Annotated in this window: 24 protein-coding genes; 13 read left to right on the forward strand and 11 right to left on the reverse strand. The window is 52.9% G+C overall.

Annotated features, from left to right (window positions below):
- Window positions 1-283: 283 nt before the first annotated feature.
- Window positions 284-868, reverse strand: coding sequence for a superoxide dismutase [Fe] (gene sodB / locus K0H80_RS09325; protein ID WP_011865632.1), 585 nt, complete (start codon window positions 866-868; stop codon window positions 284-286).
- Between the two features lie 231 nt (window positions 869-1,099).
- Between sodB and K0H80_RS09330 the strand changes: the two genes are divergently transcribed.
- Window positions 1,100-1,450, forward strand: a complete 351-nt coding sequence (locus K0H80_RS09330) for a Grx4 family monothiol glutaredoxin (RefSeq protein WP_011865633.1) — start codon at window positions 1,100-1,102, stop codon at window positions 1,448-1,450.
- Window positions 1,451-1,569: 119 nt separating this feature from the next.
- Here K0H80_RS09330 and K0H80_RS09335 read toward each other — a convergent pair whose 3' ends face one another.
- Window positions 1,570-2,805, reverse strand: a complete 1,236-nt coding sequence (locus K0H80_RS09335; RefSeq protein ID WP_011865634.1) for a uracil-xanthine permease family protein — start codon at window positions 2,803-2,805, stop codon at window positions 1,570-1,572.
- A gap of 197 nt (window positions 2,806-3,002) precedes the next feature.
- On the opposite strand from K0H80_RS09335, the gene K0H80_RS09340 reads away from it, so the two are divergent.
- Both K0H80_RS09340 and hda read left to right on the forward strand, forming a co-directional pair.
- Window positions 3,003-4,133: a DUF2066 domain-containing protein gene (locus K0H80_RS09340; protein ID WP_220073783.1), complete on the forward strand. Its 1,131-nt coding sequence runs from the start codon at window positions 3,003-3,005 to the stop codon at window positions 4,131-4,133.
- Between the two features lie 90 nt (window positions 4,134-4,223).
- Window positions 4,224-4,934, forward strand: a complete 711-nt coding sequence (gene hda / locus K0H80_RS09345; RefSeq protein ID WP_220045073.1) for a DnaA inactivator Hda — start codon at window positions 4,224-4,226, stop codon at window positions 4,932-4,934.
- A gap of 142 nt (window positions 4,935-5,076) precedes the next feature.
- Here the strand turns inward: hda and K0H80_RS09350 are convergent, their stop codons facing one another.
- The 3 genes from K0H80_RS09350 to bepA all read right to left on the reverse strand — a co-directional run bounded on the left by K0H80_RS09350 (window position 5,077) and on the right by bepA (window position 7,376).
- Window positions 5,077-5,448, reverse strand: coding sequence for a DUF2069 domain-containing protein (locus K0H80_RS09350; RefSeq protein WP_220058297.1), 372 nt, complete (start codon window positions 5,446-5,448; stop codon window positions 5,077-5,079).
- 14 nt (window positions 5,449-5,462) lie between these two features.
- Window positions 5,463-5,810, reverse strand: a complete 348-nt coding sequence (gene arsC, locus K0H80_RS09355; RefSeq protein WP_220073784.1) for an arsenate reductase (glutaredoxin) — start codon at window positions 5,808-5,810, stop codon at window positions 5,463-5,465.
- A 108-nt stretch (window positions 5,811-5,918) separates the two neighbouring features.
- A complete protein-coding gene (bepA, locus tag K0H80_RS09360) occupies window positions 5,919-7,376 on the reverse strand; it encodes a beta-barrel assembly-enhancing protease (RefSeq protein WP_491572523.1) in 1,458 nt (485 codons plus the stop codon).
- 169 nt (window positions 7,377-7,545) lie between these two features.
- On the opposite strand from bepA, the gene K0H80_RS09365 reads away from it, so the two are divergent.
- Both K0H80_RS09365 and K0H80_RS09370 read left to right on the forward strand, forming a co-directional pair.
- Entirely contained in the window at window positions 7,546-7,767 is a 222-nt protein-coding gene (locus K0H80_RS09365) for a sulfurtransferase TusA family protein (protein WP_220073785.1), read from the forward strand.
- Window positions 7,768-7,935: 168 nt separating this feature from the next.
- On the forward strand, window positions 7,936-9,036 hold the full coding sequence (locus tag K0H80_RS09370) for an AI-2E family transporter (protein WP_220073786.1): 1,101 nt from the start codon (window positions 7,936-7,938) through the stop codon (window positions 9,034-9,036).
- 72 nt (window positions 9,037-9,108) lie between these two features.
- Here the strand turns inward: K0H80_RS09370 and K0H80_RS09375 are convergent, their stop codons facing one another.
- Complete coding sequence (locus K0H80_RS09375; RefSeq protein ID WP_220073787.1) at window positions 9,109-9,996, reverse strand: LysR family transcriptional regulator ArgP; 888 nt, start codon at window positions 9,994-9,996, stop codon at window positions 9,109-9,111.
- 137 nt (window positions 9,997-10,133) lie between these two features.
- Here K0H80_RS09375 and K0H80_RS09380 point away from each other — a divergent pair, with 137 nt between their 5' ends.
- Complete coding sequence (locus K0H80_RS09380; RefSeq protein WP_220045078.1) at window positions 10,134-10,757, forward strand: LysE/ArgO family amino acid transporter; 624 nt, start codon at window positions 10,134-10,136, stop codon at window positions 10,755-10,757.
- Window positions 10,758-10,874: 117 nt separating this feature from the next.
- Here the strand turns inward: K0H80_RS09380 and bcp are convergent, their stop codons facing one another.
- On the reverse strand, window positions 10,875-11,345 hold the full coding sequence (bcp, locus tag K0H80_RS09385; RefSeq protein ID WP_011865644.1) for a thioredoxin-dependent thiol peroxidase: 471 nt from the start codon (window positions 11,343-11,345) through the stop codon (window positions 10,875-10,877).
- Window positions 11,342-11,896 carry a glycine cleavage system transcriptional repressor gene (locus tag K0H80_RS09390; protein ID WP_011865645.1) on the reverse strand — a complete coding sequence of 185 codons (555 nt, stop codon included), beginning with the start codon at window positions 11,894-11,896 and terminating at the stop codon, window positions 11,342-11,344. The genes bcp and K0H80_RS09390 overlap by 4 nt, the downstream gene beginning before the upstream one ends.
- Window positions 11,897-12,139: 243 nt before the next feature.
- Between K0H80_RS09390 and dapA the strand changes: the two genes are divergently transcribed.
- The 7 genes from dapA (at window position 12,140) to K0H80_RS09425 (ending at window position 23,565) form a co-directional block, all read left to right on the forward strand.
- A complete protein-coding gene (gene dapA / locus K0H80_RS09395; protein WP_011865646.1) occupies window positions 12,140-13,024 on the forward strand; it encodes a 4-hydroxy-tetrahydrodipicolinate synthase in 885 nt (294 codons plus the stop codon).
- 4 nt (window positions 13,025-13,028) lie between these two features.
- A complete protein-coding gene (gene bamC / locus K0H80_RS09400) occupies window positions 13,029-14,150 on the forward strand; it encodes an NlpB/DapX family lipoprotein (protein WP_220073788.1) in 1,122 nt (373 codons plus the stop codon).
- Window positions 14,151-14,442: 292 nt separating this feature from the next.
- Window positions 14,443-16,815, forward strand: coding sequence for an EAL domain-containing protein (locus K0H80_RS09405; protein WP_220073789.1), 2,373 nt, complete (start codon window positions 14,443-14,445; stop codon window positions 16,813-16,815).
- A gap of 163 nt (window positions 16,816-16,978) precedes the next feature.
- Window positions 16,979-18,064 carry an efflux RND transporter periplasmic adaptor subunit gene (locus tag K0H80_RS09410; RefSeq protein ID WP_011865649.1) on the forward strand — a complete coding sequence of 362 codons (1,086 nt, stop codon included), beginning with the start codon at window positions 16,979-16,981 and terminating at the stop codon, window positions 18,062-18,064.
- Window positions 18,061-21,189 (forward strand): efflux RND transporter permease subunit, encoded by a 3,129-nt coding sequence (locus K0H80_RS09415; protein ID WP_220073790.1) that lies wholly within the window; start codon window positions 18,061-18,063, stop codon window positions 21,187-21,189. Before K0H80_RS09410 ends, K0H80_RS09415 begins: the two co-directional genes overlap by 4 nt.
- A gap of 247 nt (window positions 21,190-21,436) precedes the next feature.
- Complete coding sequence (locus K0H80_RS09420) at window positions 21,437-21,754, forward strand: hypothetical protein (RefSeq protein ID WP_011865651.1); 318 nt, start codon at window positions 21,437-21,439, stop codon at window positions 21,752-21,754.
- A gap of 440 nt (window positions 21,755-22,194) precedes the next feature.
- Window positions 22,195-23,565, forward strand: a complete 1,371-nt coding sequence (locus K0H80_RS09425; RefSeq protein WP_220073791.1) for a hypothetical protein — start codon at window positions 22,195-22,197, stop codon at window positions 23,563-23,565.
- A 103-nt stretch (window positions 23,566-23,668) separates the two neighbouring features.
- Here K0H80_RS09425 and K0H80_RS09430 read toward each other — a convergent pair whose 3' ends face one another.
- The 3 genes from K0H80_RS09430 to kdnB form a co-directional block, all read right to left on the reverse strand.
- Window positions 23,669-23,920, reverse strand: a complete 252-nt coding sequence (locus K0H80_RS09430; RefSeq protein WP_220073792.1) for a DUF2897 family protein — start codon at window positions 23,918-23,920, stop codon at window positions 23,669-23,671.
- 30 nt (window positions 23,921-23,950) lie between these two features.
- Window positions 23,951-24,688, reverse strand: coding sequence for an 8-amino-3,8-dideoxy-manno-octulosonate cytidylyltransferase KdsB (gene kdsB / locus K0H80_RS09435; protein ID WP_011865654.1), 738 nt, complete (start codon window positions 24,686-24,688; stop codon window positions 23,951-23,953).
- 84 nt (window positions 24,689-24,772) lie between these two features.
- A complete protein-coding gene (gene kdnB, locus K0H80_RS09440) occupies window positions 24,773-25,843 on the reverse strand; it encodes a 3-deoxy-alpha-D-manno-octulosonate 8-oxidase KdnB (RefSeq protein ID WP_011865655.1) in 1,071 nt (356 codons plus the stop codon).
- Window positions 25,844-25,907: the final 64 nt, after the last annotated feature.

Below are 25,907 nucleotides of genomic sequence, written 5' to 3' on the forward strand. Positions count from 1 at the left end.
TGCTTACAGGGCTTAGCGGCTGCTTAGTTGTGGAGGAGTGGAGAGTAAGAGCGGTGATGATCCATCGAATTTGAGAGATCATTTTCAACAGAAGTTGAGTGTGTATTTGAGTGCATTCTTGAGTGGGTAATGTGCGGGCGATATCGGTTATTTAGCAATGAACTTAACTCGTTTAAGTTGCTTGAAACGTGTTGCTAGCCTGGGTTAGCGTAAGGGGCTAAGGTTTTTGCCGGGCAATAAAAAAGGAGCCGGGAGGCTCCTTTTCAAATCCGGTTGAATTAGATTAAGCAGCGAAGTTGCTGTTAACGAATTCCCAGTTAACCAGGTTCCAGAACGCCGCCATGTAGTCAGGACGTACGTTACGGTAATCGATGTAGTAAGCGTGCTCCCAAACGTCAACAGTCAGAAGTGGTGTAACACCTTCGTCAGTCAGTGGGGTAGCAGCGTTGCTAGTGTTAACGATGGCCAGGCTACCGTCAGCTTTCTTCACTAACCACGTCCAAGCGCTACCGAAGTTGTTAACGGCTGCATCGGTGAACTGTGCCTTGAATGCATCGAAAGAACCGAAGGCTGCGTCGATAGCTGCGGCGATGTCGCCAGTTGCTGCGCCGCCAGCGTTAGGTGCTAGACAGTTCCAGTAGAAAGTGTGGTTCCAGATTTGAGCTGCGTTGTTGAAGATGCCGCCAGTAGAAGTCTTAACGATCTCTTCTAGGCTCTTTTCGGCAAGTTCAGTACCTTCAACAAGACCATTTAGTTTCACTACATAGGTGTTGTGATGCTTACCATAGTGATACTCGATGGTTTCCTGGGAAATATGGGGCTCGAGTGCGTTCTTCGCATAAGGCAGTGCTGGTAATTCAAAAGCCATGTTTTTTCTCCATTGACATTCAATTGTCTTTTTAGGTTTGCTCACAGAGGCACATTCTACCTGATAAAGTTGTGATGTGAATCATTGTTTGTTTGATTTTTTAGATTAATTCAATCGATAACCTAACTCAGTGAATAACCCTGAAAAAAGTAGGTTTTCGTTATCTGTGAACCTAGCGTACAATAGGCTAAATTTGTTGACGTAGCTTTGCTGCAAAATTTAGGAAAGAAGATGGACACAAACGAAACTGTAGAAAAAATCAAACAGCAAATCGCTGAAAATCCTATCATCGTTTACATGAAAGGGTCTCCTAAGCTACCTAGCTGTGGATTTTCTTCGCAAGTGGCGCAGATCATGATTAACTGCGGTGCTCAATTTGCCTATGTTGATATTTTGCAGCATCCCGATATCCGTGCCGAGCTGCCTAAATATGCAAACTGGCCAACCTTCCCACAGCTTTGGGTTGAAGGCGAGCTGATTGGTGGTTGCGACATCCTGACCGAGATGTATCAGAAGGGTGAGCTACAGACACTGATCGCCGATACTGCGGCCAAATATGCTGATCAAGAGGGTGAGGCTTAATCTTAATTGAGCCAAGCGGAAGGTGAATCCTTCCTATCCGATAAGAAAAAGCCCTTCAAATGAAGGGCTTTTTTGTGTCTAAAATCCATGCATCAAGCATTTTGACTGTCCAAAGATCCTTAGGCGACTTCCTGCTCCTGACGGGCGTGGGTCTCGGGCAGCAGGAGGTTCATGGTGATGGCCACAATACCGCAAAGGCTGATCCCGGTGAGGCTGAAAGAGCCGATACCAAATGCCATGCCGCCGATACCAAAGACCAGAGTCACGCCAACGATGCAGAGGTTCCTTGGCTCGCTAAGATCCACGTGATTCTTGATCAGTGAGTTCAGACCGACGGCGGCGATTGAGCCGAACAGCAAACACATGATGCCGCCCATCACAGGTACGGGGATGGTCTGCATGAGCGCGCCGAGCTTGCCGATAAAGGCCAGCAGAATGGCGGTGATGGCGGTCCAGGTCATGATGGCTGGGTTGAAGGCCTTGGTCAGCGTCACCGCGCCAGTTACCTCTGAGTAGGTGGTGTTTGGTGGTCCGCCAAGCGCCGATGCTGCTATGGTCGCGATTCCGTCACCGCTCAGGGTGCGGTGCAGGCCAGGCTTCTTCATATAGTCTTTACCTGTGACGTTTGAGATCGCTAGTATGTCGCCGATATGCTCGACCGCTGGGGCGATGGCCACGGGGATCATGAAGGCGATGGCGTGCCAGTTAAATTCAGGTGCGACAAAGTTTGGCATGGCCAACCAGCTTGCCTGGGCGACCGGGGCAAAATCGACTACGCCGAAGAAGAGGCTAAGACCGTAACCCACTATGATGCCAGCCAAGATTGGCATTAGCTTAACGATACCCTTGGCAAAGATAGCCACCGCTATGGTGGTCAGCAGCGAGGCGAGGGAGATGATCAGGGCATGTTCCGGATCGACCAGAACCAGGCCACCATCGCCGCTCTTACCGAGCGCCATGTTGACGGCCACAGGCGCCAGACCCAGACCGATCACGATAATCACTGGACCCACAACTACCGGTGGCAGCAGTCTCTTGATGAAAGCATCACCTCTGAATTTCACTAGGGTGGCCAGCACCAGATAGACGCATCCTGCCGCCATCAGGCCGCCCATGGTCGCGGGAATTCCCCAGGTTTGTACACCGTAGAGGATGGGAGCGATGAAGGCGAAGGAGGAGGCGAGGAAGATGGGGACTTGGCGTTTGGTCACCAGCTGGAAGAGCAAGGTGCCAATGCCGGCGGTAAAGAGGGCGACGTTGGTATCGAGCCCGGTTAACAGCGGCATCAATACTAAGGCGCCAAAGGCGACAAACAGCATTTGCGCGCCCTGTAGGGGGATTGCTAAACGTTTCATTGTTATTCTCTTTTTATGGCTAAACCGCACAATGTTAACGTCTTGCCAGCATATTTGCACTTAACTTGATCACATTCTCCGGCTTGCCTCGTTAAAGCCATAGAAAAAAGCGAATTTGACGGCGTTTGCAGACAGGCATGGCCAAGGCTTATGTGTTACACTGCCGCCATTGTATTCGTGAATAGATATAGATACGGATGTTTAAGAGTCTTTTTTCAGTGGTGCTTGCCGGTACGTTTTGCGCCGCGAGTCTGAATGTTGCCGCCGTCGAGGTGACCGAGCTGGACAGAAGTGCGATTAAGATCGCCGATCGCAGCCAGCAGGTAAAGAATCAGGCGCTAAGCCAGGCGATGCAAGAGGTAGTATTGAAAAATACCGGCGATCGCGCCGCCCTCAGCGCGCCTTTGGTGGCCCAAGCCATTGCCGAACCAACCGCTTATATTCGTCAGTTTGGCTACCAGGAGCAGGGCGGCGAGCAGTTCCTGCAGGCTTCATTCGACCACAGTAAGATCATCAGCCTACTGCGTCAGGCTCAGCTGCCCGTTTGGGGCAAGCAGCGCCCACTGACGCTGTTGTGGCTGGCACAGGAGAACGAGGGCAAGCGTGAGCTACTTAACGACTCCTCTGTGCTGGAGAGTCGCAGCCTGATCGCCAATATGTCGCAGACGCGCAGCGTGCCCATGCTACTGCCTATGATGGATCTCGATGATTCTATGGCCATCAGCGTCACCGACGTGCGTGGTATGTTTGCCGATACCGTGGCTAAGGCAAGTCAGCGTTATGGCAGTGACTACTTTGCCATGGTGTCGCTGGATAATCAGCCAGATGGCCAGGTGAGCTATCAGTTGTCCCTCTTCCCGGCAAATAGCGAGCAGCCGCTGTTTAACCCCTTGACCACACAATCGGCTCAGGTTACCGATATGGACGCGGCGGTAACGGCGATCTTCGAGGCGATCAGTCAATATTATGTGGAGCGCTACGCCATTGCCGATAGCGGCGAGGCGAACAGCACTCAGCTGACGTTCGTCGAGATAACAGACCGTCAGCAGCTGCTGGAGATTGAGAAATACCTGCATCAGCTCAGTGCGGTTAAGTCTGTGTCTCTGACTAAGCTGCAGGGGATCACCGCCGAGTTTTCCTTGCAACTCTTTGGCAGTGAAGAAGATCTATATCGTTTGATCAGCCTGGAGCCTAAGATCCGCGGCCTGGAGCAATCAAATAGCCCGGATCAGCTCAACAATCAGTCGCAACTGGGTGTCGATGAGAGGGTGGATCCGTTATCATCGTCACAGACTCCACGCCACGAGTATATTTGGCAAGGACGTTAAGGTAAGCTGGGCGCCTAATGGTAATATGCTGAGTGCTAAATTAGGCCGCCCAGGCAATACAGTTACAAGATAAGATCGAGATCCCTATACGTGTCACCCCATTCACCGGTACAACTTTCTTTACCCGTCTATCTGCCCGATGATGAGACCTTTAACAGTTATTATCCCGCGGCCGGTAACGACGAGCTGATCCAGAGCCTGCAGGCATCTGCCGAAGGGCGGGCCAACAAGGCCGTGTACCTATGGGGCCCGGTCAAGGCAGGGCGTACCCACCTGATGCACGCCACCTGTGCCAGAGCCAATGAGCTCAATCGTAGTAGCTTCTATCTACCGCTTGGCATACACGCCAGCATCTCCACCGAACTGCTAGAGGGTCTGGAACAGTTAGATCTCGTCTGCATCGATGATATCGATGCCATTGCGGGGCATCCTCTGTGGGAGGAGGCGCTGTTCGATCTTTATAACCGGGTGGCGGAACATAAGCGCTGCGCCCTGGTGGTGAGTGCCAGTGCAACGGCCAGCGATGCAGGATTTGCCCTGCCGGATCTGGTGTCTCGTATGCAGTGGGGGCTGACCTATCAGCTACAGCCTATGGCCGATGAGGAGAAACTGGCGGCGCTGCAACGCAGGGCTGCGATGCGCGGATTACAGCTGCCGGAAGATGTGGGGCGCTTCCTGCTCAATCGTCTGGCGCGGGATCTGCGTACCCTGTTCGATGTGCTCGATCGCCTGGACAAGGCATCACTGGTCCATCAGCGTAAGCTCACCATTCCTTTCGTGAAAGAGATGCTGCGCCTGTAGGGCTTGTTTTAATCGCGTTGGTCTCCTAGCGCTTTTAACGGTCAGCATTTTAGCTATCAGGATATCAAGTCGTTAACTACTCACCACAAAAAAGGCACCTTATCGGTGCCTTTTTACGTTAGATGCCTGTTTATCTAGCCAGCTATTTCTTGCGCTTCTTCAGTCCCAGGCCCAATTCGCGACCGCGAATGCGCGCGTAGAAGGGCAAGGTGACCATTAAGAGGCTCAGTAGTGCCACCTCGCAGATGGCGAAGACCAGCGCCGTCTCGGTGACATAGAGCAGGGTCAGGCCATGCAACATATAGAGGCAGATGATGAAACTTGCCCAGGCATAGGTGTAGGGCTGACCGGTTAAGATCCCCTTAAGCGGTGCCAGCAGGGGCAAGATCCACAGCAGGCTGAAGATCAGCGAATATTGTCCGGTCAATCCCTGATTGCCAAACCAGGCGGTCATCAACAGCAGCAGCGCCACATAGGCAGCGCGGCTAATTTGAAACAGTGTCTTTGAGCTCATTTCGACTCTCAGCCTTACAGAATGGCCAGTACGTTTTCTGGGGGGCGACCAATTGCCGCCTTACCGTTTGCCAGCACAATAGGACGTTCGATCAGCTTAGGAGTATCGACCATGGCCTGAATAAGCGCCTCGTCGTCGGTGACGTCGGCCAGGTTCAACGCCTTGTATTCCTCTTCCTTGGTGCGCATCAGCTCACGTGGCGCTAGGCCGAGCTTATCTAAGATGCTGTGGATCTCCACCTTGGTCAGTGGTATCTTGAGGTATTCGATCACTTGGATATCGCAGGCTTTCTCTTCCAGCAGCGCCAGAGTCTGGCGGCTTTTAGAGCAACGAGGGTTATGAATTATGCTTACTTGCGTCATGGCAGTTCTATCCATATCTAGAAATTTGCCGCCATTCTACTGCAAAAGGTGAGCCGAGTCACAGGGCCTTGGCTCACCTTTATTGGTTTAAAGCAGTTTGTGATTGCTTTAAAGCAGTTCGAGTTGTTTCTTCGATTGTTTGAACTGACGGATCCTGGCCTCTATCTTAGCCAGTTGCAGCGGATTTTTCTCCGACAGCCGGTAGGCAAAGTTGAGCTGATCTATGGCGCCATCATAGTCGGCCGCCAGTGCCATTGTCTCCGCCTTAACAAAATGCTCCATGGCGCGGTTGCCGGTCTGCTTGTAGGCGTCGCTCAGCAGCTGCAGCGGCAATTGATTCTGCTTATCGAGGAAGATCATATCTTCCAGCAGAGGAATGGCCTGTTTGGCCTTACCATTTTCGATAAGCGCGTTGGCCAGGTTGATGTTAATCACCTGAGAGGTGGGTTTGAGCTTACGCTCACGGGTCAGTAGATCGATCGCCTGTTGATGCTCATGGCGCTCCAGCAGGAGATCTGTCTTAGTGTCGATATAGAAGAGGTTATTGGGATCTTTGGCGAGCAGCTTGTCTATGATGGCCTCAGACTCCTTGGCCTTCTCGGCGCGCAGCAGGGCAAGCGCCTTACCGTACAGGGCCGCCTCTTCAAATTGGTAGCTGTTCTTTCTTATCTGGTCGTTAAATAGCGCCAGCGCCGCCTCTTCGCTGTAGCTAGAGAAGCGCACCTGAATACGCGCCTTGGCCAGCTGAAAATCCAGATTATCGGCCACATACCTGTGGGGATATTGCGCCGCCCGGTTTCTTGCCTCGGCAATTCGCGATTCGGGCAAGGGGTGCGTCAGCAACATCTGCGGCGGCTTAGTGGTAAAACGATAGCGTGTGGCCAGCTTAGAGAAGAAGTCCGCCGCGCCGTTAGGATCGAAGCCTGCGTCGACCAAGATCTGCATGCCGATTCGATCCGCCTCTTTCTCGTGCAGGCGGGTGTAGTTGATCTGCGCCTGAGTCGCTAGGGCCTGGGTGGTCGCCATGGCGGCCATGCCCACCTGAGGTACGGCAATGGTGAGTAAGATAGCGCCGAGCAGCCCTGCAATTGTTGCCGGAGAACTCTTCTGCTGGGCCTCGAGAGAACGCGCCAGGTGCCGCTGGGTCACGTGGGTGATCTCGTGGCCTAATACCGAGGCCAGTTGGCTCTCGTTATCGGCGTTGAGGAACAAGCCGGTATGAACCCCCACATGGCCGCCGAAGAAGGCAAAGGCGTTGATCTCATCGTTTCTAAGCAGGAAGAAATAGAAGGGGGTCTTTACCCCTGTCGCGTGGGCCACCAGGCGGTTACCCAGCTCGGTCAGATATTGATTGAGTACGGGATCGTTAAGCATGGGCGCCGATGAGCGGATCACCCGCATATAGGCGTCGCCGTAGCTGTTTTCTTTCTCCAGGCTGAAGGTGTTCACCGCCGCGGTGCCAAGATCCGGCAGATCGTTGTTGGCAAAGCCTAAGGGGGCGATAGAGAACAGTGCCATCGATAAGGCGCCGGCAACCAGGGATTTTGCTTTGTTAACTTTACTCAAACTTATCCTTAGCGTTTATAGATAACTGGGTCTGCTTTGTTGGAACCAAATTGAGCCAATTAGTTCAGTTTGTCTGGCCCATGAGGCGAGCGGTTCGCCATCATTGTTCGCTTGTGGTTTCACTGGAGACTTAGGATAATAGCCCGAGTTTGCCTTTAGCAAGATCATTATGACTTTTATTGACTTAACCCACTACCGATGTCCCCTGGCCTTAGTTAAGCTAAAGATGGCGCTCAAGCAGTTGCCCTGTGGTGATGTGCTGCGGGTACAGCTTAGAGACAGTGGTTCGCGCCAGGATGTGCCCAGGTTTCTTGAGAAGGCCAACTGGCAATATGTTGAAATACAAAACGATGCTGAGATCTTGGTGTTGTCGATAACCCGAGGCGACTAAATTTTATCCTGGGGGAGTTTTAGATATCGACCCTAACGCGCCTTTAGAGAGAAATGAGTCTTTAGCTTCAGAGGCGCCGATTAATTATTTTTCATGATGCTCGATGTTGCAGACCTAAACGCTTAATTTACAGAGCGGCGGGTCTTGGTTTCTAAATAGGAAGAGTAGATGTTTTCAATCATTACCAATTGGTATAAAGAGAGATTTAGTGATCCCCAGGCGGTGACCCTGATGCTGATATTGCTTGGGATCGCCCTGATCATCTATTTTGCCGGGGGACTCCTGGCCCCCCTGCTGGTCGCCCTGGTGCTAGCATTTTTGCTCGAATGGCCGGTGGCGCAGATGGTCAAGATAGGTATCAACCGCACCACGGGGGCCTCTCTGGTACTTGTGCTGTTTGTTGGTGTGATGCTGCTGATCACCTTCGGTCTGGTGCCCAGCATCTGGCGTCAGGGGGTGGCTCTGGTGACGGATCTGCCCACCATGCTGGATAAAGGTTTCATCACCCTCAAGGGCTTCGTCGAGCAGTATCCGCAGTTTTTAAGTGTCGAACAGCTCGATGCCTCGGTGGGCGAGCTCAAGAAGCTGCTGGATACCCAACACATACTGGATCTGGGTAAGCAGTTGATCGGCTACTCGGCATCACTTTTGGTGCTCATGGTCTACGCCATCTTAGTGCCGCTGCTGGTGTTCTTCTTCCTCAAGGATAAAGATGAGCTGGTTCGAGGCAGCAAGCGTTTCATCCCAGCCAATCGCGACTTGGCCCGTAAGGTGTGGCTGGAGATGAACCAGCAGATCTTTAACTACATTCGGGGCAAGGTGATCGAGATAGTCATCATAGGCGCCGCAAGTTATATCTTCTTCGCCATCATGGATCTGCGTTACGCCGCGCTGCTTGGTGTGTTGACAGGCTTCTCCGTGTTGATCCCATATGTGGGCGCGACCCTGGTGACCCTGCCCATCGCCCTGGTGGCCTTCTTCCAGTGGGGGATAAGCCCGGAATTTGGTTATCTGATGCTGGGCTACGGTATCATTCAGGCGCTGGATGGTAACCTGCTGGTGCCGATACTGTTCTCCGATGCGGTGGATCTCCATCCCGTGTTTATTATCGCGGCCGTGTTGGTCTTCGGCGGACTCTGGGGCGTCTGGGGCGTCTTCTTCGCCATTCCGCTCGCGTCCTTGGTGAAGGCGGTGGTTAATGCCTGGCCTAAAGCCGATAAGCCTGAGCAGGAAAAGCCTAAGACTGAAGCCGAGCAGGGCGCAAACTAATCTGTATTTAAACGTTAAAGGAGCCGCTAGGCTCCTTTTTTGTGTCAAATATACACAGAAAGTGTTTGTGGCTTATCTCAACGCCTGCTTGGCCGTCGCAGCCAGGGCGCGGTAGACAAGTGTGGTCTGCTTGGCCTTGATGTTCCAATGTTGCCAGTAGAGGGGCACCTTCATGGTGCAATCTGGGGCAATTAGTTTTAACGCGCCGCTTTGCAGCAATGGCTCGGCCTGAAGATGGCCCACAAGGCCGTAACCCATGCCCAGCAATATCGCCTCCAGAAAGCTCTCGGAGGAGGGGATCTGATGCTCCCGCCATTGCTCAGGCTCAATGCCAAAATGCTCCCCTAAAAACTTTTCATGCAGCTCATCTTTGGTGGAGAACACCACGGCCGGCGCCTGACGCAGACGGCTAGGCGTTACACCATCGGCGAAATATTCCTGAATAAAGTCCTGGGTGGCGACGCAAATGTACTCCATCTGGCCAAGGTACTCGCTGGAGCAGCCTGCAAGCGGCGCATCTGTGGTGGTCACGCAGCCTACAGCCTCGCCGCTTTTCAGCAGATGGTGAGTGTAAGACTCATCGTCGACAATCAGTTCCAGCAGCCAGCGGTGGCGCTTAAACAGCTCGGCGAGGGCGGGCAGAAACCAGGTGGCCAGGCTGTCGGCATTCACGGCTATCTTCACCACAGTGGGCAGTGAAGGATCGTCGGCGTCGATCTCCGCGCTGAGTTCGCTCTCCAACAGGCTTACCTGGGCGTAGTGCCTGAGCAGACGCTTGCCCATGGGGGTCGCCTGTACCGGATTGCTGCGAATAACCAGGGTCTGGCCGACTCTCTCCTCTAACGCCTTGATGCGTTGCGATACGGCTGATTGGGTGATAAACAGTGCCTTGGCAGCGCGCTCGAAGCCGCCTTCGGCGATCACCACGCTCAAGGCTTTCAGGTGGGCGTAATCCAGCATCCTATTCTCCAGGCTCCTACTTTTCATGGTTATAAGCTCAGCTAATGATACATTAAATTTATTAGTTGGGTTTATTTCTAGAAGCTCGCTATGCTTGCGACCTCTCTTTCTAGTCGTGGTTATTTTGGAGTTTTCTCGTGCAAGCATTCATTCAGGGGATAGGTGTTGGTGGCAGCCTGATCATCGCCGTTGGGGCGCAAAATGCCTTCGTATTAAAGCAGGGCTTAAAGCGCGCCCACTCTTTGCCCATCGCTGCCCTGTGTTCTTTTATCGATGCCGTGATGATCACCGCAGGCGTGGCGGGCCTTGGCCATCTGATCCTGGCTTTTCCCTTAATCAAGGATATCGCCAGTCTTGGGGGAGCGGCCTTCTTGCTCGTCTATGGCGCTCAGGCACTGCGCGCGTCCTTTAATGCTCAGGGACTGGATACCGAGTCGACACAGGGGGCGGACACTCTGCGAGCGGCGCTGCTCACCACCCTGGGGATCAGCCTGCTTAACCCCCATCTGTATCTGGATACCGTGGTCTTGCTGGGCAGCATCAGCACTCAGTTCGAGCAGCAAGACAGGCATATGTTTGGCGCCGGCGCCGTGCTCGCATCATTCGTGTGGTTCTTCGCCTTGAGCCTGGGCGCCAGGTACTTAAGTCCGCTGTTTAAAAAACCAAAGGCCTGGTGCTACTTAGACAGATTCATCTTCGTGACTATGTGGAGTATCGCGGCGGCGCTGCTTTGGCCTTATGTTAAGGCCATGATGGGCTAATTGGCTGTTAAGCTGATTGGTTGGTGGATTAATTGGTTGTTGAGCTAGTCGTTGACGAATCTTTAGATAGTAAAAAAGCCGGCATTGCCGGCTTTTTTTGTCGAGGACTAACTAGCATTAGCTATTTTCTTGAATATATTTCAAGACAACTTCATGGTGATCTTTGGTTTTAAACTTGTTGAAGATATGTTCGATGTTGCCGCTTTCGTCAATGAGGAAAGAGGTGCGTACCACGCCCATGTTTTCACGGCCCATGAATTTCTTGAGTTGCCAAACACCATAAGCTTCGCATACGGCATGCTCTTCGTCCGCCAGTAAGGTGAAGTTCAATTCCTGTTTGTTTGTGAAGTTTGTGAGCTTCTTCGGTGTATCAGGGCTAATTCCAATAATCACAACGTTCAGTTCATCAAGCTCTGATTTAGTGTCCCTTAGCCCACAAGCTTGAACAGTACAACCTGGTGTAGAGGCTCGTGGGTAAAAGTAAACGAGAACTTTCTTGCCTTTAAAATCGGCAAGGGAAACTGATTCATCATTTTGGTTTTGTAGGGTAAAGTCGGGGGCCTTATCGCCCTGGGTTAAGGTTTTCATAGATCATCCTTAGGTTGTGTTTCGATACCCTGCATACGTTCGATATGGCAGCTTAGGTTCATCTCTTCGGCGAGTGCGGCGATATTTTGTTCGAGTTTTTCGATATCGACCTTTTCCGGCACGTTGATGGTTAGGAAGACATTCTGCACCGGCTCACCGTCTGGGGTTTCTTCGGCGTGGGAGCGTACGGCGGCGAGATCCAGCGAACGATCGGCCAGGAACTGGGTGATACGCTTCATGGTGCCGCGCTGGTCTTTACCGTTGAAGGTCACTTCGAGGCGAGACACATAGTTTGGCGGTGTGTGCTGTGAGCAGCGTTTCATTACCGTTAGCAGCCCAAGCTCGACACTCAGAGCAGGGAGGCTGGCTTCCATCTTAGTGATCGATGCCCAGGCGCCTGAAATCATCATGATCAAGGTAAACTCACCACCAAAGAGGGCCATACGGCTATCGACGATATCGCAATCGCATTCGCTTGCGAGTCTGGCAAATTTACTGACGATACCAGGACGATCAGAACCCAGTGCGGTAACGACCAGATGATTGGACATGAAATTCCCCCATTGATTGGTAACTCGTTGTACAAATAAGCGTCGATTGAATAATGTCGGCGTTTTTTAGGTGGCTTATGCTATCACAAGTTATCAGTTTTGAGATCCCTGTCGTGATAAAGAGTCAAACATTTGACCTATGGGGAGCGGTGTTATCATTCTCTGTGATCTAGGGATACTTATGCTTGTTTTTACCTGTGAGCATCAGTACCATAGCCAGTCCTGAATCCTTGGGGAAATCACATGATAAACGGAAGCATCGTAGCCTTAATCACGCCCATGAATCGTGATGGCTCAGTCGATTATGCAAGTCTCGAGAAGTTGGTTGAGTACCATATTGAACAGGGTACTGACGCCATTGTTGCCGTCGGCACGACTGGCGAGTCAGCCACTTTACCTCTTTCAGAACATATTGAAGTGGTTGCCCACACGGTAAAATTTGCCGCCGGACGCGTCCCAGTGATAGGTGGCAATGGTGCAAACGCCACCGCCGAAGCGATCGAGCTGACCAAGGCGCAGGCCAACCTAGGTGTGGCCGCCATGTTAGGTGTAACGCCTTACTACAACAAACCGACACCTAAGGGCTTGGTTGCCCATTACAGCGCCGTCGCGGCCGCAACCGATATCCCACAAATTCTCTACAACGTGCCCGGCCGTACCTCGGTGGACATGTTGCCCGAAACCGTTGCCCAGTTGGTCGACGTGCCAAACATCATAGGTGTGAAGGAAGCGACCGGCGATCTAAGCCGCGTGGCTAGGCTGCGCGAGCTGTGTGGCGATGACTTCATGCTCTACAGCGGTGATGACGCCACCGCCCGTGAGTTCCTGACTCTCGGTGGTAATGGCGTGATCTCTGTGGCCAACAACATAGTGCCTAAGCAGTTCAAGCTGATGTGCGATGCGGCCCTTAAGGGCGATCTCGAGGGTGCCCTCAAGGCCGAGGCGCCAATGAAAGATCTGTTCAGCGCGCTATTTTGCGAGGCCAATCCGATTCCTGTGAAATGGGCGGCGCATCGTATGGGGCTGATCAGCCAAGGACATATTCGCTTGCCATTAACGGAACTTTCCGAGCAATATCATGGTCTGTTGCTAGAAGCGATGAAGAATGCCGGAATAGAGGTTCAATAATTAGATGCTAAAGCAAGTCACCCCAATCCTACTGGTTGCCGCCGTTACGGCCTGCAGCACGCCTATCGACAGACGCCAGGCTAATGGCGATGACGAATACGCCAATGTGACGTCTCAGCCCAAACTGGTGATCCCAGCTGGATTGAATCAGCCGAAATACAATACCGAATTCGATATTCCTGAGGTCGGCAGTAAGGTCGACAAGACCTTGGTTGGCAAGAAACTCGACATTCGTCCGCCGCTACAGGTACTGCCGATGGCAGAAGGTACCCATGTGGAGGAGTCAAGCGACAGCATCAAGATCGTGGTCGAGTCTATCGATAACGATATCGATCTGCGCAGCGAGTTGTTCAGCATCTTGGATGAATATTTTAGTCAGCACGAGATTAAGATCCTCAAAGAGGATAGAGATACAGGTGTGATTGAAACTGATTGGATTGAAAATCAAGAAGTTATCGATTCATCTCTGTGGGGCTCCGATGAAGTGTATTCGGTGCGTCAACGCTATCGTTTCAGCGTCAACGTGCGTCCTCACGGCCGTAGCGGTAACCTTGCTATCGAATTGATTGATCACGAAGAGAGCTTCGATGGTAAGGCGCAGGATATTCTGCTTACTGGTGAAGATAAGCGCCGCTACACGGTAGATATGCTTAACAACACCATCGCTTACATGAGCGTCAAGCGAGCCAAGGCGATAAAAGCCAAGCGCCTGCGTGAGAGCCTGGGTATCGACGTGGATCTGGTTAAGGCGCCTGCCGTTGCCGAAAACGAGACGCCAGAGCAAAGCTTCTGGTTGGCCGATGCCAGCTACAGCCGCACCTGGGACCGTCTGCGTATCGTACTGCCTGAGCTGGGCTTTGAGATCGTCGATATGGATAGCAACAAGGGACTCTACTATATCAATGTGAGCGACGATTCTGGCTTCTGGAGTTCATTGTGGAGCGATAAGAAGCTGCCGATGGAAGAGGGCTCTTATCGTCTGCAGATTGAGCAAGACAAGAGCGACACTTCTAAGACTCGCATCTACCTCAAAGATAAGGAAGATAGTCCTGTGAGCAATGAAGTGGTCGAGGCCGTCTACGATGGCATGGCCGAGCTGATGAGCGAAGACCGTAAGGTTAGATAAGCTTAATTCATTCAGAGAAATGCTTAGATGAAGAAAGAGGCCAGGAGGCCTCTTTTTTTTTGTGTACTTATAGCTTCATCACGCCTGAGTATGGATTCCTTTCAGGCCGAACCTCTTCCTTGCTTCTCTCTCCTTTAACCACTTGTTTAAAGTAAGGGCGCCACCCTCAGGTCTGTCTTGTTTAGAGTAGCTATTTTAAGTATGACAGTAGATGGCGAGTGGGCCTTCTATGCCATATAGTTAGTGAGATTGTCGGTCATAAGTTTGATGGAGTATATCTGCCGAGGTTGAGATGCCAGCTAAGGTGCCACTGCAGGATGTAGACGCAAAATATCTTAAGATCATCAGTGAGTTTGCCATCGACATGCTCTCTCTGAGCGGCGTGGATGAGATCCTCTGGCATCTGGCGCAGAATGTGGTCTCCCAGCTGGGTTTCGATGATGTGGTGGTCTATCTGCTGGATCCCGCCCGGGGTGTATTGATGCAGAAGGCCAGCTTCGGCGACAAGAATCCTAGCGGCCATGAGATCCTCGCGCCCATAGAGCTCAAGCTGGGGGAAGGGGTGGTTGGTACCGTGGCCAAGACCAAGCAGCCCCTGAACGTTACCGATACCCGGCAGTTCCCCAACTATATCGTCGATGATGCCCCAAGGCTCTCCGAGCTCGCCGTGCCCATGTTGATGGAGGGTGAGGTGATCGGAGTGATAGATACCGAACATCCAAAGAAGAATTTCTATACCCCCCAGCATGAGCGAATTTTGTTTGCGCTGGCCTCTATCGCGGCGCTGAAGATACACAGAGCCAATAATCTGGTGACGCTGCAAAAACGTGTGGCCGAGCTGGAATATGCCAGCAAGATCCAAGATACCCTGTTTGCCATAGCCGAGATCATCTTCGAGACCGACTCGATCAAGGCCTTCTACCAAAAGCTGCACACCTGTATCGCCCGCCTGCTCAAGGCTGACAACTTCTATGTGGCGCTGCTCAGCGATGATGGCCAAACCCTGCACTTTCCCTACCACGTAGATCAGTACGATCAGCTTGCAGAAGACGCCGAGTTGCCCCTGTTACCGACCCGTCTTGGGATCACTGGCTATGCGCTGCTTAAGAATCGGCCGCTGTTGGCCCATGAGCAGCAGATTCAGGCGTTGGTGGATCAGGGGGAGATAGTGATCAATGGCGCCATGCCAACGGCTTGGCTCGGGGTGCCCTTTGGCGACGAGGCGTTTCGCGGCATCGTCGTGGTGCAGAGTTATCATGGTGATTATCGTTATAGCGAAGCCGATCAGCAGCTGCTGGTGTTTACCGCCAAGCATATACGTAATGCCATCAGTCGCATGAAATTCAAGGCTAATCTCACCGAGATGGCCCTCTATGATGGCTTAACTGGCCTGCCCAATCGCACCCTGTTTATCGACCGGCTCAATCAGGCCATCGCCAAACTGAACGACGCTTGTGGCGACGCTGCATCTACTGCTGGCGTTGGGCTGGTGCTGCTGGATATCGACCATTTTAAGGCGGTTAACGATACCTATGGTCACCATCTGGGGGATGAGCTGCTTAAGGTGTTTGCCGAGCGCATCCAGGCCGCGATAGCGAGCCAGGATACCTTCTGCCGACTCGGGGGAGATCAGTTCGGCCTGCTGTTGGTGGATATCAATTCAGAGGCGCAGTGCCTGGAGCGGGTCGAGGCGCTGCGAGAGCAGATGCAAGCCATGTTAGATCTCGGCGGGATCTCGCTGAATCTGTCCGTCAGCATGGGGCTGGTGACCTGTTTCTTATCTGGGATGCAGGTGACGGATCTGCTGCGCATGGGGGATCAGTCGCTGTTAAGGGCTAAGCTGATGGGACGGCACAGGCTTTGTGTGTTCACAAGTGGCGAGCAGGCGGAGCTGCAGGAGGCGCAGATTTGTCAGGCGTTTCAGACGGCCGCCGCTCAGGGAGAGCTCTATTTCAGTTTTCAACCTCAATACCGGCTCAAGGATGGCAAACTCCTTGGGGCAGAGGCGCTGCTACGTTGGCAGCATCCAAGACTAGGTACCATCTCACCACGACGACTGCTGGCGCCGCTGCGCCGACAAGGCGCCCTCGAGCTGGTAGATGCCGTGGTCGCTAAGCTTATCCTGGCCCATCTTAAGCGTTATCACGGCGCCTATCCCGAGGGATTTCGCCTCAGCGTGAACATAGCCGGTGACGGTAGGGCGCTGTTTGATGAGCTGCAGAGAATGGCTGGGGAGGGCATTGAGCTGGCATCTTATATGGGCATAGAGATCCCTGAATCCAGCCTAGGCGCCTCGTTTGAGGCAGTCGTAAGCTGTATCGTCAGGGCCAAATCCCTCGGCGTGCTGGTGAGCCTGGATGATGTAGGTGCCAGCCACGCTACTTTTAAATATCTGCAGGAGTTCAGGTTCGATCGCCTCAAGATAGCCCAGGGGCTCATCAGCCCCATGGAGATGGCCTATGACAACCAGGTTATTTTGGAGACCATCATCAATCTCGCCAGTACGCTGAATATCGATACCCTGGCGCAGGGAATTGAAACCCGCGAGCAGTATCAGACGATGCGGGCCCTGGGATGCAACTATGGTCAGGGGGAATTTATGAATCCCTCCGTCAGCGAGGAAAAACTACTGCTTATGCTGACAGAGTCCCATCTCTATAGATGATCTCGCGTATCATTTAGTGATTGATACCATACTCTTTTGTCGCTCTCGCCGGGCGCAAATGTAAATGGTGTGTTAAGTTTGTAAGCAAAGGTAAAACGCCTTGAAGCACTTATATTCCTAGGTAAACTACCGATAACATAACGCGCATTCTTTCGGAAGATTGATGAAAAAAACGATAATAATCTCAATGCTTTTAGCGGCGGGCGCCGCCACCTACTATTTCACTCAGCAAACCGAAACGCCTAAGGGGCCACGCGGGCGGCCTACGCCTAACGTGGTAGTGGCAAAGGCCGAAATGCAGCCGATTCGTGACGAAGTCGAGGCCCTGGGAACCGGCAAGGCCAACGAATCGATCACTGTGACCCCTAAGGTCACCGACATGGTGACCGAGATTAATTTCAACGACGGTCAGATGGTCGACAAGGGCCAGCTTCTGGTGCGTTTGCAAGACAGAGAGCAGATCGCCCGCGTGACTGTGGCCCGGGTGAAGATGAAAGATCATGAGCGCGAACTGGCGCGTATCAGCTCTCTGGTCACCAGTCAGACGGTGGCGGCACTGGAGCGCGACAGGCTGCAGACCCTTATCGATACCGCCAAGGCCGAGCTGGATCAGGCAGAATCTTCCCTCAAGGACAGACGCATACTGGCACCATTCTCTGGCCGCCTGGGCCTGCGTCAGGTCAGTCAGGGTAGCCTGGTAACCCCTGGTACTGTGATCACTACCTTAGATGATATATCCACCATCAAACTGGATTTCTCCGTGCCTGAGCGCTTCCTGCAGTCTCTGGCGATAGGTAAGTCGGTCGAGGCCAGCGCCGTGGCCTTCGAAGGCGAGCTCTTCACCGGTAAGGTGGTTTCTGTCGATAGCCGCATCAATCCAACCACACGCGCGGTGACCGTGCGAGCCGAGATCCCCAATAAGGGGATGCGTCTGCTACCCGGCATGTTGATGAAAGTGAAGCTTATCAAGCAGAGCCGCGAAGCACTCATCATCCCAGAGGCAGCCATTATCCCAATTCAGAAAGATCACTTCGTCTATCTGGTGAATGATGAGAACGTGGTCGAGCGTCGTCAGGTGCAACTAGGTCTGCGTAAACGCGGCTGGGTTGAGATTGTCGGCGGCGTCGATGTTGGCGAGCAGGTGATGGTGCGCGGCATTCTCAAGGTGCGCCCTGGGGATACCGTCAAGGTGCAGTACAGCGAACATTTCAGTTTCAACCAACAAGCTAAGGTGGAGCCGCTAGCATGATCTTGACGGATTTGTCGGTAAAACGACCGGTTTTTGCGTCCGTCATCAGCATGTTATTAATCGCCTTCGGTTTGGTTTCCTTCGATAAACTCCCCCTGAGGGAGTACCCCAATATCGATCCGCCGATCGTCTCGGTACAAACCAACTATCGCGGCGCCAGTGCCGCCGTGGTGGAGAGTCGCATCACGCAGCTGGTGGAAGACAGGATCAGTGGCGTTGAGGGGATCCGCAACATCAACTCCTCCAGCAGCGATGGTCGCTCCTCCGTGACCCTGGAATTCGATGTCGGTCGTGATATCGAGGCGGCGGCCAACGATGTGCGTGACCGCATCTCGGGTCTGCTCAACAACCTGCCGGAAGAGGCCGATCCCCCAGAGGTGCAAAAGGCCAATGGTGGCGATGAGGTGATCATGTGGCTCAACCTGGTCTCGGATCAGATGAACACCCTGCAGCTCACCGACTATGCCCGCCGTTACCTGGTGGATCGTTTCTCGGTGATCGATGGCGTGGCAAATATACGTATCGGTGGCGGTAAGGTGTACGCCATGCGGGTGTGGATCGACAGGCAGGCCCTGGCGGCCCGTAACCTGACGGTATCGGATATCGAATCTGTGCTGCGCTCAGAAAACGTCGAGCTGCCGGCCGGCTCGGTGGAATCTCAGGACAGACACTTCACAGTACGTTTGGAACGTACCTTCAAGACAGCGGAAGATTTTAACAATCTGGTGCTGGCCGAAGGGGAAGATGGTTACCTCATCAAGCTGGGTGACGTGGCCAGGGTAGAGATTGGCTCGGAAGAGGAGCGCATTACCTTCCGCGGTAACCGCGAGGCCATGATAGGCCTTGGGATCTCCAAGCAGTCGACTTCCAACACACTGGAAGTGGCCCGCGCCGCCAACGCCCTGGTGGATAAGATCAATCCGACACTGCCTGCCGGCATGGAGATCAAACGCTCCTACGACAGCTCGGTGTTTATCGAGGCCTCTATCAAGGAGGTGTATCAGACCCTGTTTATCGCCATGTTCCTGGTGATAGTGGTGATCTATCTCTTCCTTGGCAGCGTGCGCGCCATGTTGATCCCGGCGCTGACGGTACCAGTCTCCCTGATGGCGACCTTTATCGTGCTCTACGCCCTGGGTTACACCATTAACCTGCTGACCCTGCTGGCGATGATTCTGGCTATCGGTATGGTGGTGGATGATGCCATCGTGGTGCTGGAAAACATCCACAGACGCATCGAGGAGGGCGATTCGCCCCTCAAGGCGGCCTACTTAGGTTCTCGCGAGGTGGCCTTTGCCGTGGTGGCGACCACCCTGGTGTTGGTGGCCGTGTTTATGCCGATCACCTTCCTCGAGGGAGATCTGGGTAAACTCTTTAAGGAGTTTGCGGTGGCCATGAGCGCTGCGGTGATCTTCTCGAGTCTGGTTGCGCTGACCCTGAGCCCTATGATGTGCTCTAAGCTGCTTAAGCCTGCGGGGCAAGATCCTTGGCTGGTGCGCAAGATAGATGCAGGGATGAACTGGCTGTCGGCCGGTTACCGTGCGACGCTTAAGCGCGCCATGGTCCACCCCTTTATCGTCAGCTCGCTGGTGGTTATCGCCTTAGGGCTTAGCGGTTATCTGATGACTAAGGTGCCGCAGGAGTTTGCGCCTCAGGAGGATAGGGGATCTATGTTCCTGATCGTCAACGGTCCTCAGGGGGCAAGCTTCGAGTATATCAGCCCCTACATGGATGAAATTGAAAATCGCCTGATGCCCCTGGTGGACAGCGGTGACATCAAGCGTCTGCTTATTCGTGCGCCGCGCGGCTTTGGTCGCAGTGCCAACTTCTCTAACGGCATGGCGATCATAGTACTGGAAGACTGGGCGGAACGTCGCAGCGCCTTTGAGATCATAGGTGACATTCGTGCCCGGCTGTCGGATCTCGCCGGTGTGCGCGCCTTCCCCGTGATGCGTCAGGCCTTCGGCCGCGGCGTGGGTAAGCCGGTGCAGTTCGTGTTGGGAGGCCCAAGCTATGAAGAGCTCGCCAAGTGGCGCGACATCTTGTTGGAGAAGGCCAAGGAGAATCCTAACCTGGTCGGCCTGGACCACGACTATCAGGAGACCAAGCCTCAGCTGAGGGTGGTGATAGACAAAGACAGGGCGGCGGACCTTGGGGTCTCTATCTCGCATATAGGCCGCACGCTCGAATCCATGCTGGGCTCGCGTTTGGTGACCACCTTCATGCGTGACGGCGAAGAGTATGACGTGATCATCGAGGGTAACCGGGATAATCAGAATACCGCCAGCGATTTGAGCAACATCTATGTACGCTCGGACCGCAGCCGTGAGCTGATCCCGCTGGCGAACCTGGTCTCGGTGGAGGAGTTTGCCGACGCCAGTCAGCTAAACCGATACAACCGTATGCGCGCCATAACCATAGAGGCCAACCTGGCCGATGGTTATAGCCTGGGTGAGGCGCTAGATTACCTTAACAATCTGGCATACACCTATCTGCCGGCCGAGGCGGTGATCAGCTATAAGGGGCAGTCTCTGGACTATCAGGAGTCTGGCAGCTCGATGTATTTCGTCTTCCTGCTGGCCCTAGGTATCGTTTTCTTGGTACTCGCGGCCCAGTTCGAGAGCTATATTCACCCTATGGTGATCATGCTGACCGTACCTCTGGCCACCTTGGGTGCCCTAATCGGCCTCTGGGTGACAGGCCAGAGCCTGAACATCTATAGCCAGATAGGCATCATCATGCTAGTGGGGCTGGCGGCCAAGAATGGTATCTTGATCGTCGAATTTGCCAACCAGCTGCGGGATAAAGGGATCGAATTCGATACTGCGATCATCCAGGCTGCAAGCCAGCGTCTTCGTCCAATCCTGATGACAGGGATCACCACGGCGGCCGGTGCTATTCCGCTGGTGTTGGCCCAGGGCGCAGGCGCCGAGACACGCTTCGTGATCGGCGTGGTGGTCCTGTCGGGTATCATACTGGCGACCTTCTTTACGCTGCTGGTGATCCCGGTGGCCTATGGCCTGATCGCCAGAAATACCGGTTCGCCGGAGGAGATCAGTCAGCGATTGGAAGCCGAACTTGCTCAAGATCAACATCACGAGTCAGGCCTGAGAAATGCCGACTAGATAAGTTAAAAGGCCAATCACAAGATTGGCCTTTTTTGTCTCCGTAAGACACTTATCTGGTTTTGATTCAGCGGCTGCAATGGTTTTTGGAACTGTATGGTCAGCTTGACAGCTTCTTAAAAACTAAAGCAAAAAACTTCATTCAAAATCGCTAAATAATGGAATTTGACCACTAACGTCTCATTAACAAGTGACGGCGAATATAGTAGAGTGAAAACAGAACTTGGTTGCAACAGGGAGAATGCAGATGACATTATCAATCGAGACTAAGCAGCATCAACCCAAGTCGGCGCCTGCAACACTGCAGAAAAACGCCATTCGAGTCGATGGACGCCTCAGTATGAGTCGAGAGGCGCTCGACTTCAAATCGTTTAGCTCAAATTGCCTCTATGGCCCATACCACCTGCCACTCAAAGAGATAGTCAAGGTCGAGACCTGTTGGGGCAAGGGCGCCGGGATCTTACCGATCACGCCAGATGGGATCCAGGTGAGCCTCAGCAATGGTGATCGCTATCAGTTTATCGTCGCCGATCCCGAGGCCTGGGTGAAGAGTCTCTCTTCATAATCAGGTACACAAGGTATTAGCTGGTCGCCAGCTCGTTTATAACTCTAATTGTAACGCCTGAATTTAAGGCGTCATTCTTAAAGTAAGTGCATAAGGCAATAGAGATTCATCCGGGTGCTGATATCTGGACCTTGTTCATTTCATTAGCACTAACTAAAAGGCGAGTCCTGTCTGGGCTGGCCTTTTTTGTTTTACCACTTCCTTTATGTTTTCACCGTATCTCTAGCTGTTTCTTTGCATTGCGAGTTCTTTACTTCCAGGCTTAGTTACATTTCAGATAGGCAAGCCCAGAGCGCTAGCCGACATGGCGCTAGACATAGCTAAAGCCTAGCATGCACAGCGCATGCACTCCTTTTCAGTCTATTACCCAGGTTGACGTTTCTTGACGCAAAAAGTTTGTCATAGGTAAGGCCTTTGTAATTAATCTGTTAAGGAAATTTATGTTAATTAAACAACGCAATTGGAAATTGGCTCTGCTGGCTGGGGTGGCTGTGATGACGGCCGCTTGTAACTCGGATGAGACCAGCAGTGATGCAGCGGCCTACATTCAGTTCTATAACGCCTCGCCCAACAGTGTAGCGACCCACCTGGTGCTGGATGAGCATGCCTATACCGCGGTGGAGTTCAGTGATGCCTTGCCTCGCTATCAGTATGCGCTGGGAGAGGCCGAGGCCAGTATTCGCGGCTATGATGCAGGTGGTGATACGGTCGAGCTGCATGAATTCTCGTTGGATCTCAAAGATGGCGACAATCACCTGTTTGTGCTTATCGGCGACTATGAGAGTAGCGAATACTTAGACATACGTTATGAACGCAGCGAGATGGATGAGATCAACGATGATGCCGACAGCGACGAGAGCAAGATGCAGCTCTTGGCGGTGCACGCGGCCATGGGCGAGGGGGCCTATGATCTGTACCTGGCCAAGGCCGGTTCGAGCTTCAGCGAGGCTGAGTTGCTGGGCAGCCTCAGCTACAAAGAGAATACAGAGGCTGTGATGCTAGATACCGGAGAATATGTCCTTTATCTGACTGAGCCGGGTGAGAGTCAGCCGGTATTTCGCACCAGTACCATGGTGTTAACCAGCGAGACGGTCAATAAGCTGGTGCTGCATAACAGCTTCGGTCCTGGTGAGCCTAAGTTAGTTGTGGATAATGTTGACTCGACCGGCACGCCTGTGGGGTATGTCAATCAAGATGCCGACGCCGAGTTCAGGGTCTACAACGCCATGAACCAGGCGCGATCGCTCGATCTACAGCTGAGCAGCGATGCCCAGAATATTAACCTGGCGGCGCTTACGCCTAATACCCTGAGTGATTTCAGCGCGATAGATTACAACGACTATGGCGTTAGTGTGTTCGATACAGGTTCTGCTGATCTGCTGGCCAATAACCTGCTGGTGACCTTCAACCAGGATGAGAGTAAGACCTTAGTTATCTATGATAACCAGGCTGGGGAAACCCTGGGCATGACCATCGCTCACGATCACAGGCCGAACGCCTTCGAGCATACCTTGATGGTAGCCAATCTCATCGATACCTACGACAGCCTGGATCTCTACTTAGTGCGCGATGGTGAGACCATAGATACGGCGGCCTATAAGCTGACTTACCTGAGCTTCAACGAGCTGGCGCAGATCAACCTGCCGACGGGCGATTATGATATCAGCCTGGTACACAAGGAGGATAACGGCACCTTGACCTTAGTGTATCAGTCGGATGCGCAGGCTATTGATCAGACGGGTAATTACACCTTAGTGCTGAGCCGGGACGATACTCTGCCATTGGGGCACAGGGCTATGCTGTTCCAATAGGAAAGTGAAATGTTTGAGCTGACGAAATAAGGCTTATTAAGATGCGCAATAAAAAAGGCTTACCTAGGTAAGCCTTTTCTGTAGTGATGCGAAATCGTCGAGTCTAGTGACTATTTTCATCTGCGCTAGCTTTATCTGTGCTAGCTTTATCTGCGTTAGCCTTGTCTACACTATTTTTGCCTGCGCTATCTTTGCCATTTATGTCATTAGCGCCTTGGTTTTTTACCTGAGGCTTATGATGGGGCTTGCCAAATTGCGTCATCTTAAACTTATTGCTGTATTTGAGCACCGCCAGGTTACTGGCAATCACCCCAAGCACTAAGATGATGATGAGCCAGACTTCGAGACTCGACATGGCTATTTCCCTCTCCTGATTCAGTAACGGCTAGTCTACCGCAAGGCGTGCTTCGCAGATGCGAATATCTTCTGGGGTATCGACCTCGGGCGAGTCGAAGGCGCTGATGGCAACCTTGATCGTGTGGCCATGTTCCAGTGCGCGCAGCTGCTCAAGCTTTTCGAGATCTTCTAAACGGCCAAGTGGCAGCTTATTGAAGGTTCTGACAAACTCGCGGGTGTAGGCATACACGCCCAGGTGTTTGTAGACCGGGTAGTCGTCTGTGTCACGGCCGAAGGGGATGCGGGCGCGAGAGAAATAGAGGGCGTTAAATTGGTTGTCGAACACCATCTTGACGTGCTTGGGATCGTTAAGCTCATGCTCTTCGGTGATCTCATAGCCTAGGGTCGCCATGCCGAACTCCCCTGGATGACGCTCAAACAGTGTGATGATCTGCTCGATGGAGATAGGATCGATCAGCGGCTGATCGCCCTGAAGGTTGATCACCAGGTCATCGTCCGCCAAGCCAAGCTGGGTGATGGCATCCTCGATTCTGTCGGTGCCGGAGGCAGCATTGGCATCTGTCATGACTACCTTGCCGCCAAAGGCTTCCACGGCCTCCTTGATGCGTAGATCGTCGGTGGCCACATAGATGGCAGTTAAGCCTTTTGCCAGCGCCGCACGCTCGTAAACGTGCTGGATCATCGGCTTACCGTTAATCGGCGCCAATGGCTTACCCGGAAAACGGCTTGAGCCATAGCGAGCAGGGATTAACAGAGTCACATTCATTTGGATATACCTATCAGTTACAGTGTGCCGCAGTGCATAAGAGAAGGGGCTCACTAGGAGCCCCTTACACCTTGAGCTTACAGGTTAGATTCGACGGAACAGTTTAGTCAACATTTCGTCTGTGACTTTCTCTTCCCAACCTTCGCCATAGACGTTGGCCCATAGTGGCCCCATGCTCTTGGTGACGGCAACCATCTTAGCGATGGTTTCATCTGGCAGATCTTTACAGATGTTCTTAGGCAGTGTGATGTTGTGCTTGTCCATCATCTGACGGAACTCGGCCACACCCTCTGGGTAGAACTCTTCCAGCACGTCGAACGCCAGGCAGTTACCGATGCCATGGTGGTAACCCAGTACATAGCCAAGGCCGTATGAAACGGCGTGACAGGCGCCAACCTGGCTGTAGGCGATGCTCATGCCGCCCATGTAAGAGGCCATCATCAGCTTGTCATCCTTCTCTGGGTGATCGTCCAGGAAGACTTCACGGCAAAGGTCCATCGACTTCTCGGCAAAGGCCTTAGCAAACTCGTTCAAGAAGGTGCCTTGTAGCGACTCGACACAGTGGATGTAGCAATCCATACCTGTGTAGAACCACTGATCTGTCGGCACGCCGTCGATCAGCTCTGAGTCCATGATGATCTGGTCAAATACCGTGTAGTCAGAGTTCAGACCTAGCTTACGAACAGGGCCACACAGTACCGCGGTGCGAGAAGCTTCTGCGCCGGTACCAGAAACCGTTGGGATACCGATATGGTGCACCGCAGGATTCTTGATCAGATCCCAACCCTGATACATGGCGCTGCCACCTGGGTTAGTCAACATGAGTGATACTGCCTTGGCCAGATCCATGGTGGAACCGCCACCCAGACCGATAACACTGACAGGTAGCTTGCTGTTGAAGGCTTGCACCTGCTCGGTGAGGTTGTCTACCTGCTCTGTGGTTGGCTCGTCGTCAACATTCACGTAGATCACAAGATCCTGTGGCTTAGCGGGTACGCGCTGGGCGAGGGGCTTATCCTGATGTACATCATCAATCAGGAAGACCACGAAATCGTCGCCTTGCTTACGCTCTTCCTCGAGCACTGTATCCAGTTGCGCGAAAGAACCACGACCAAAGATCATTTTTGGTACGCATTTGAAATTTTTAAAACTCATTACAGCATTCTCCATTGAGACATCTAGTGTAAAAAGTAACGTCGCAGGGCCAAATTGGCCGCTG

The sequence above is a fragment of the Shewanella aegiceratis genome, assembly GCF_019457495.1.
GTDB classification, from domain to species: domain Bacteria; phylum Pseudomonadota; class Gammaproteobacteria; order Enterobacterales; family Shewanellaceae; genus Shewanella; species Shewanella loihica.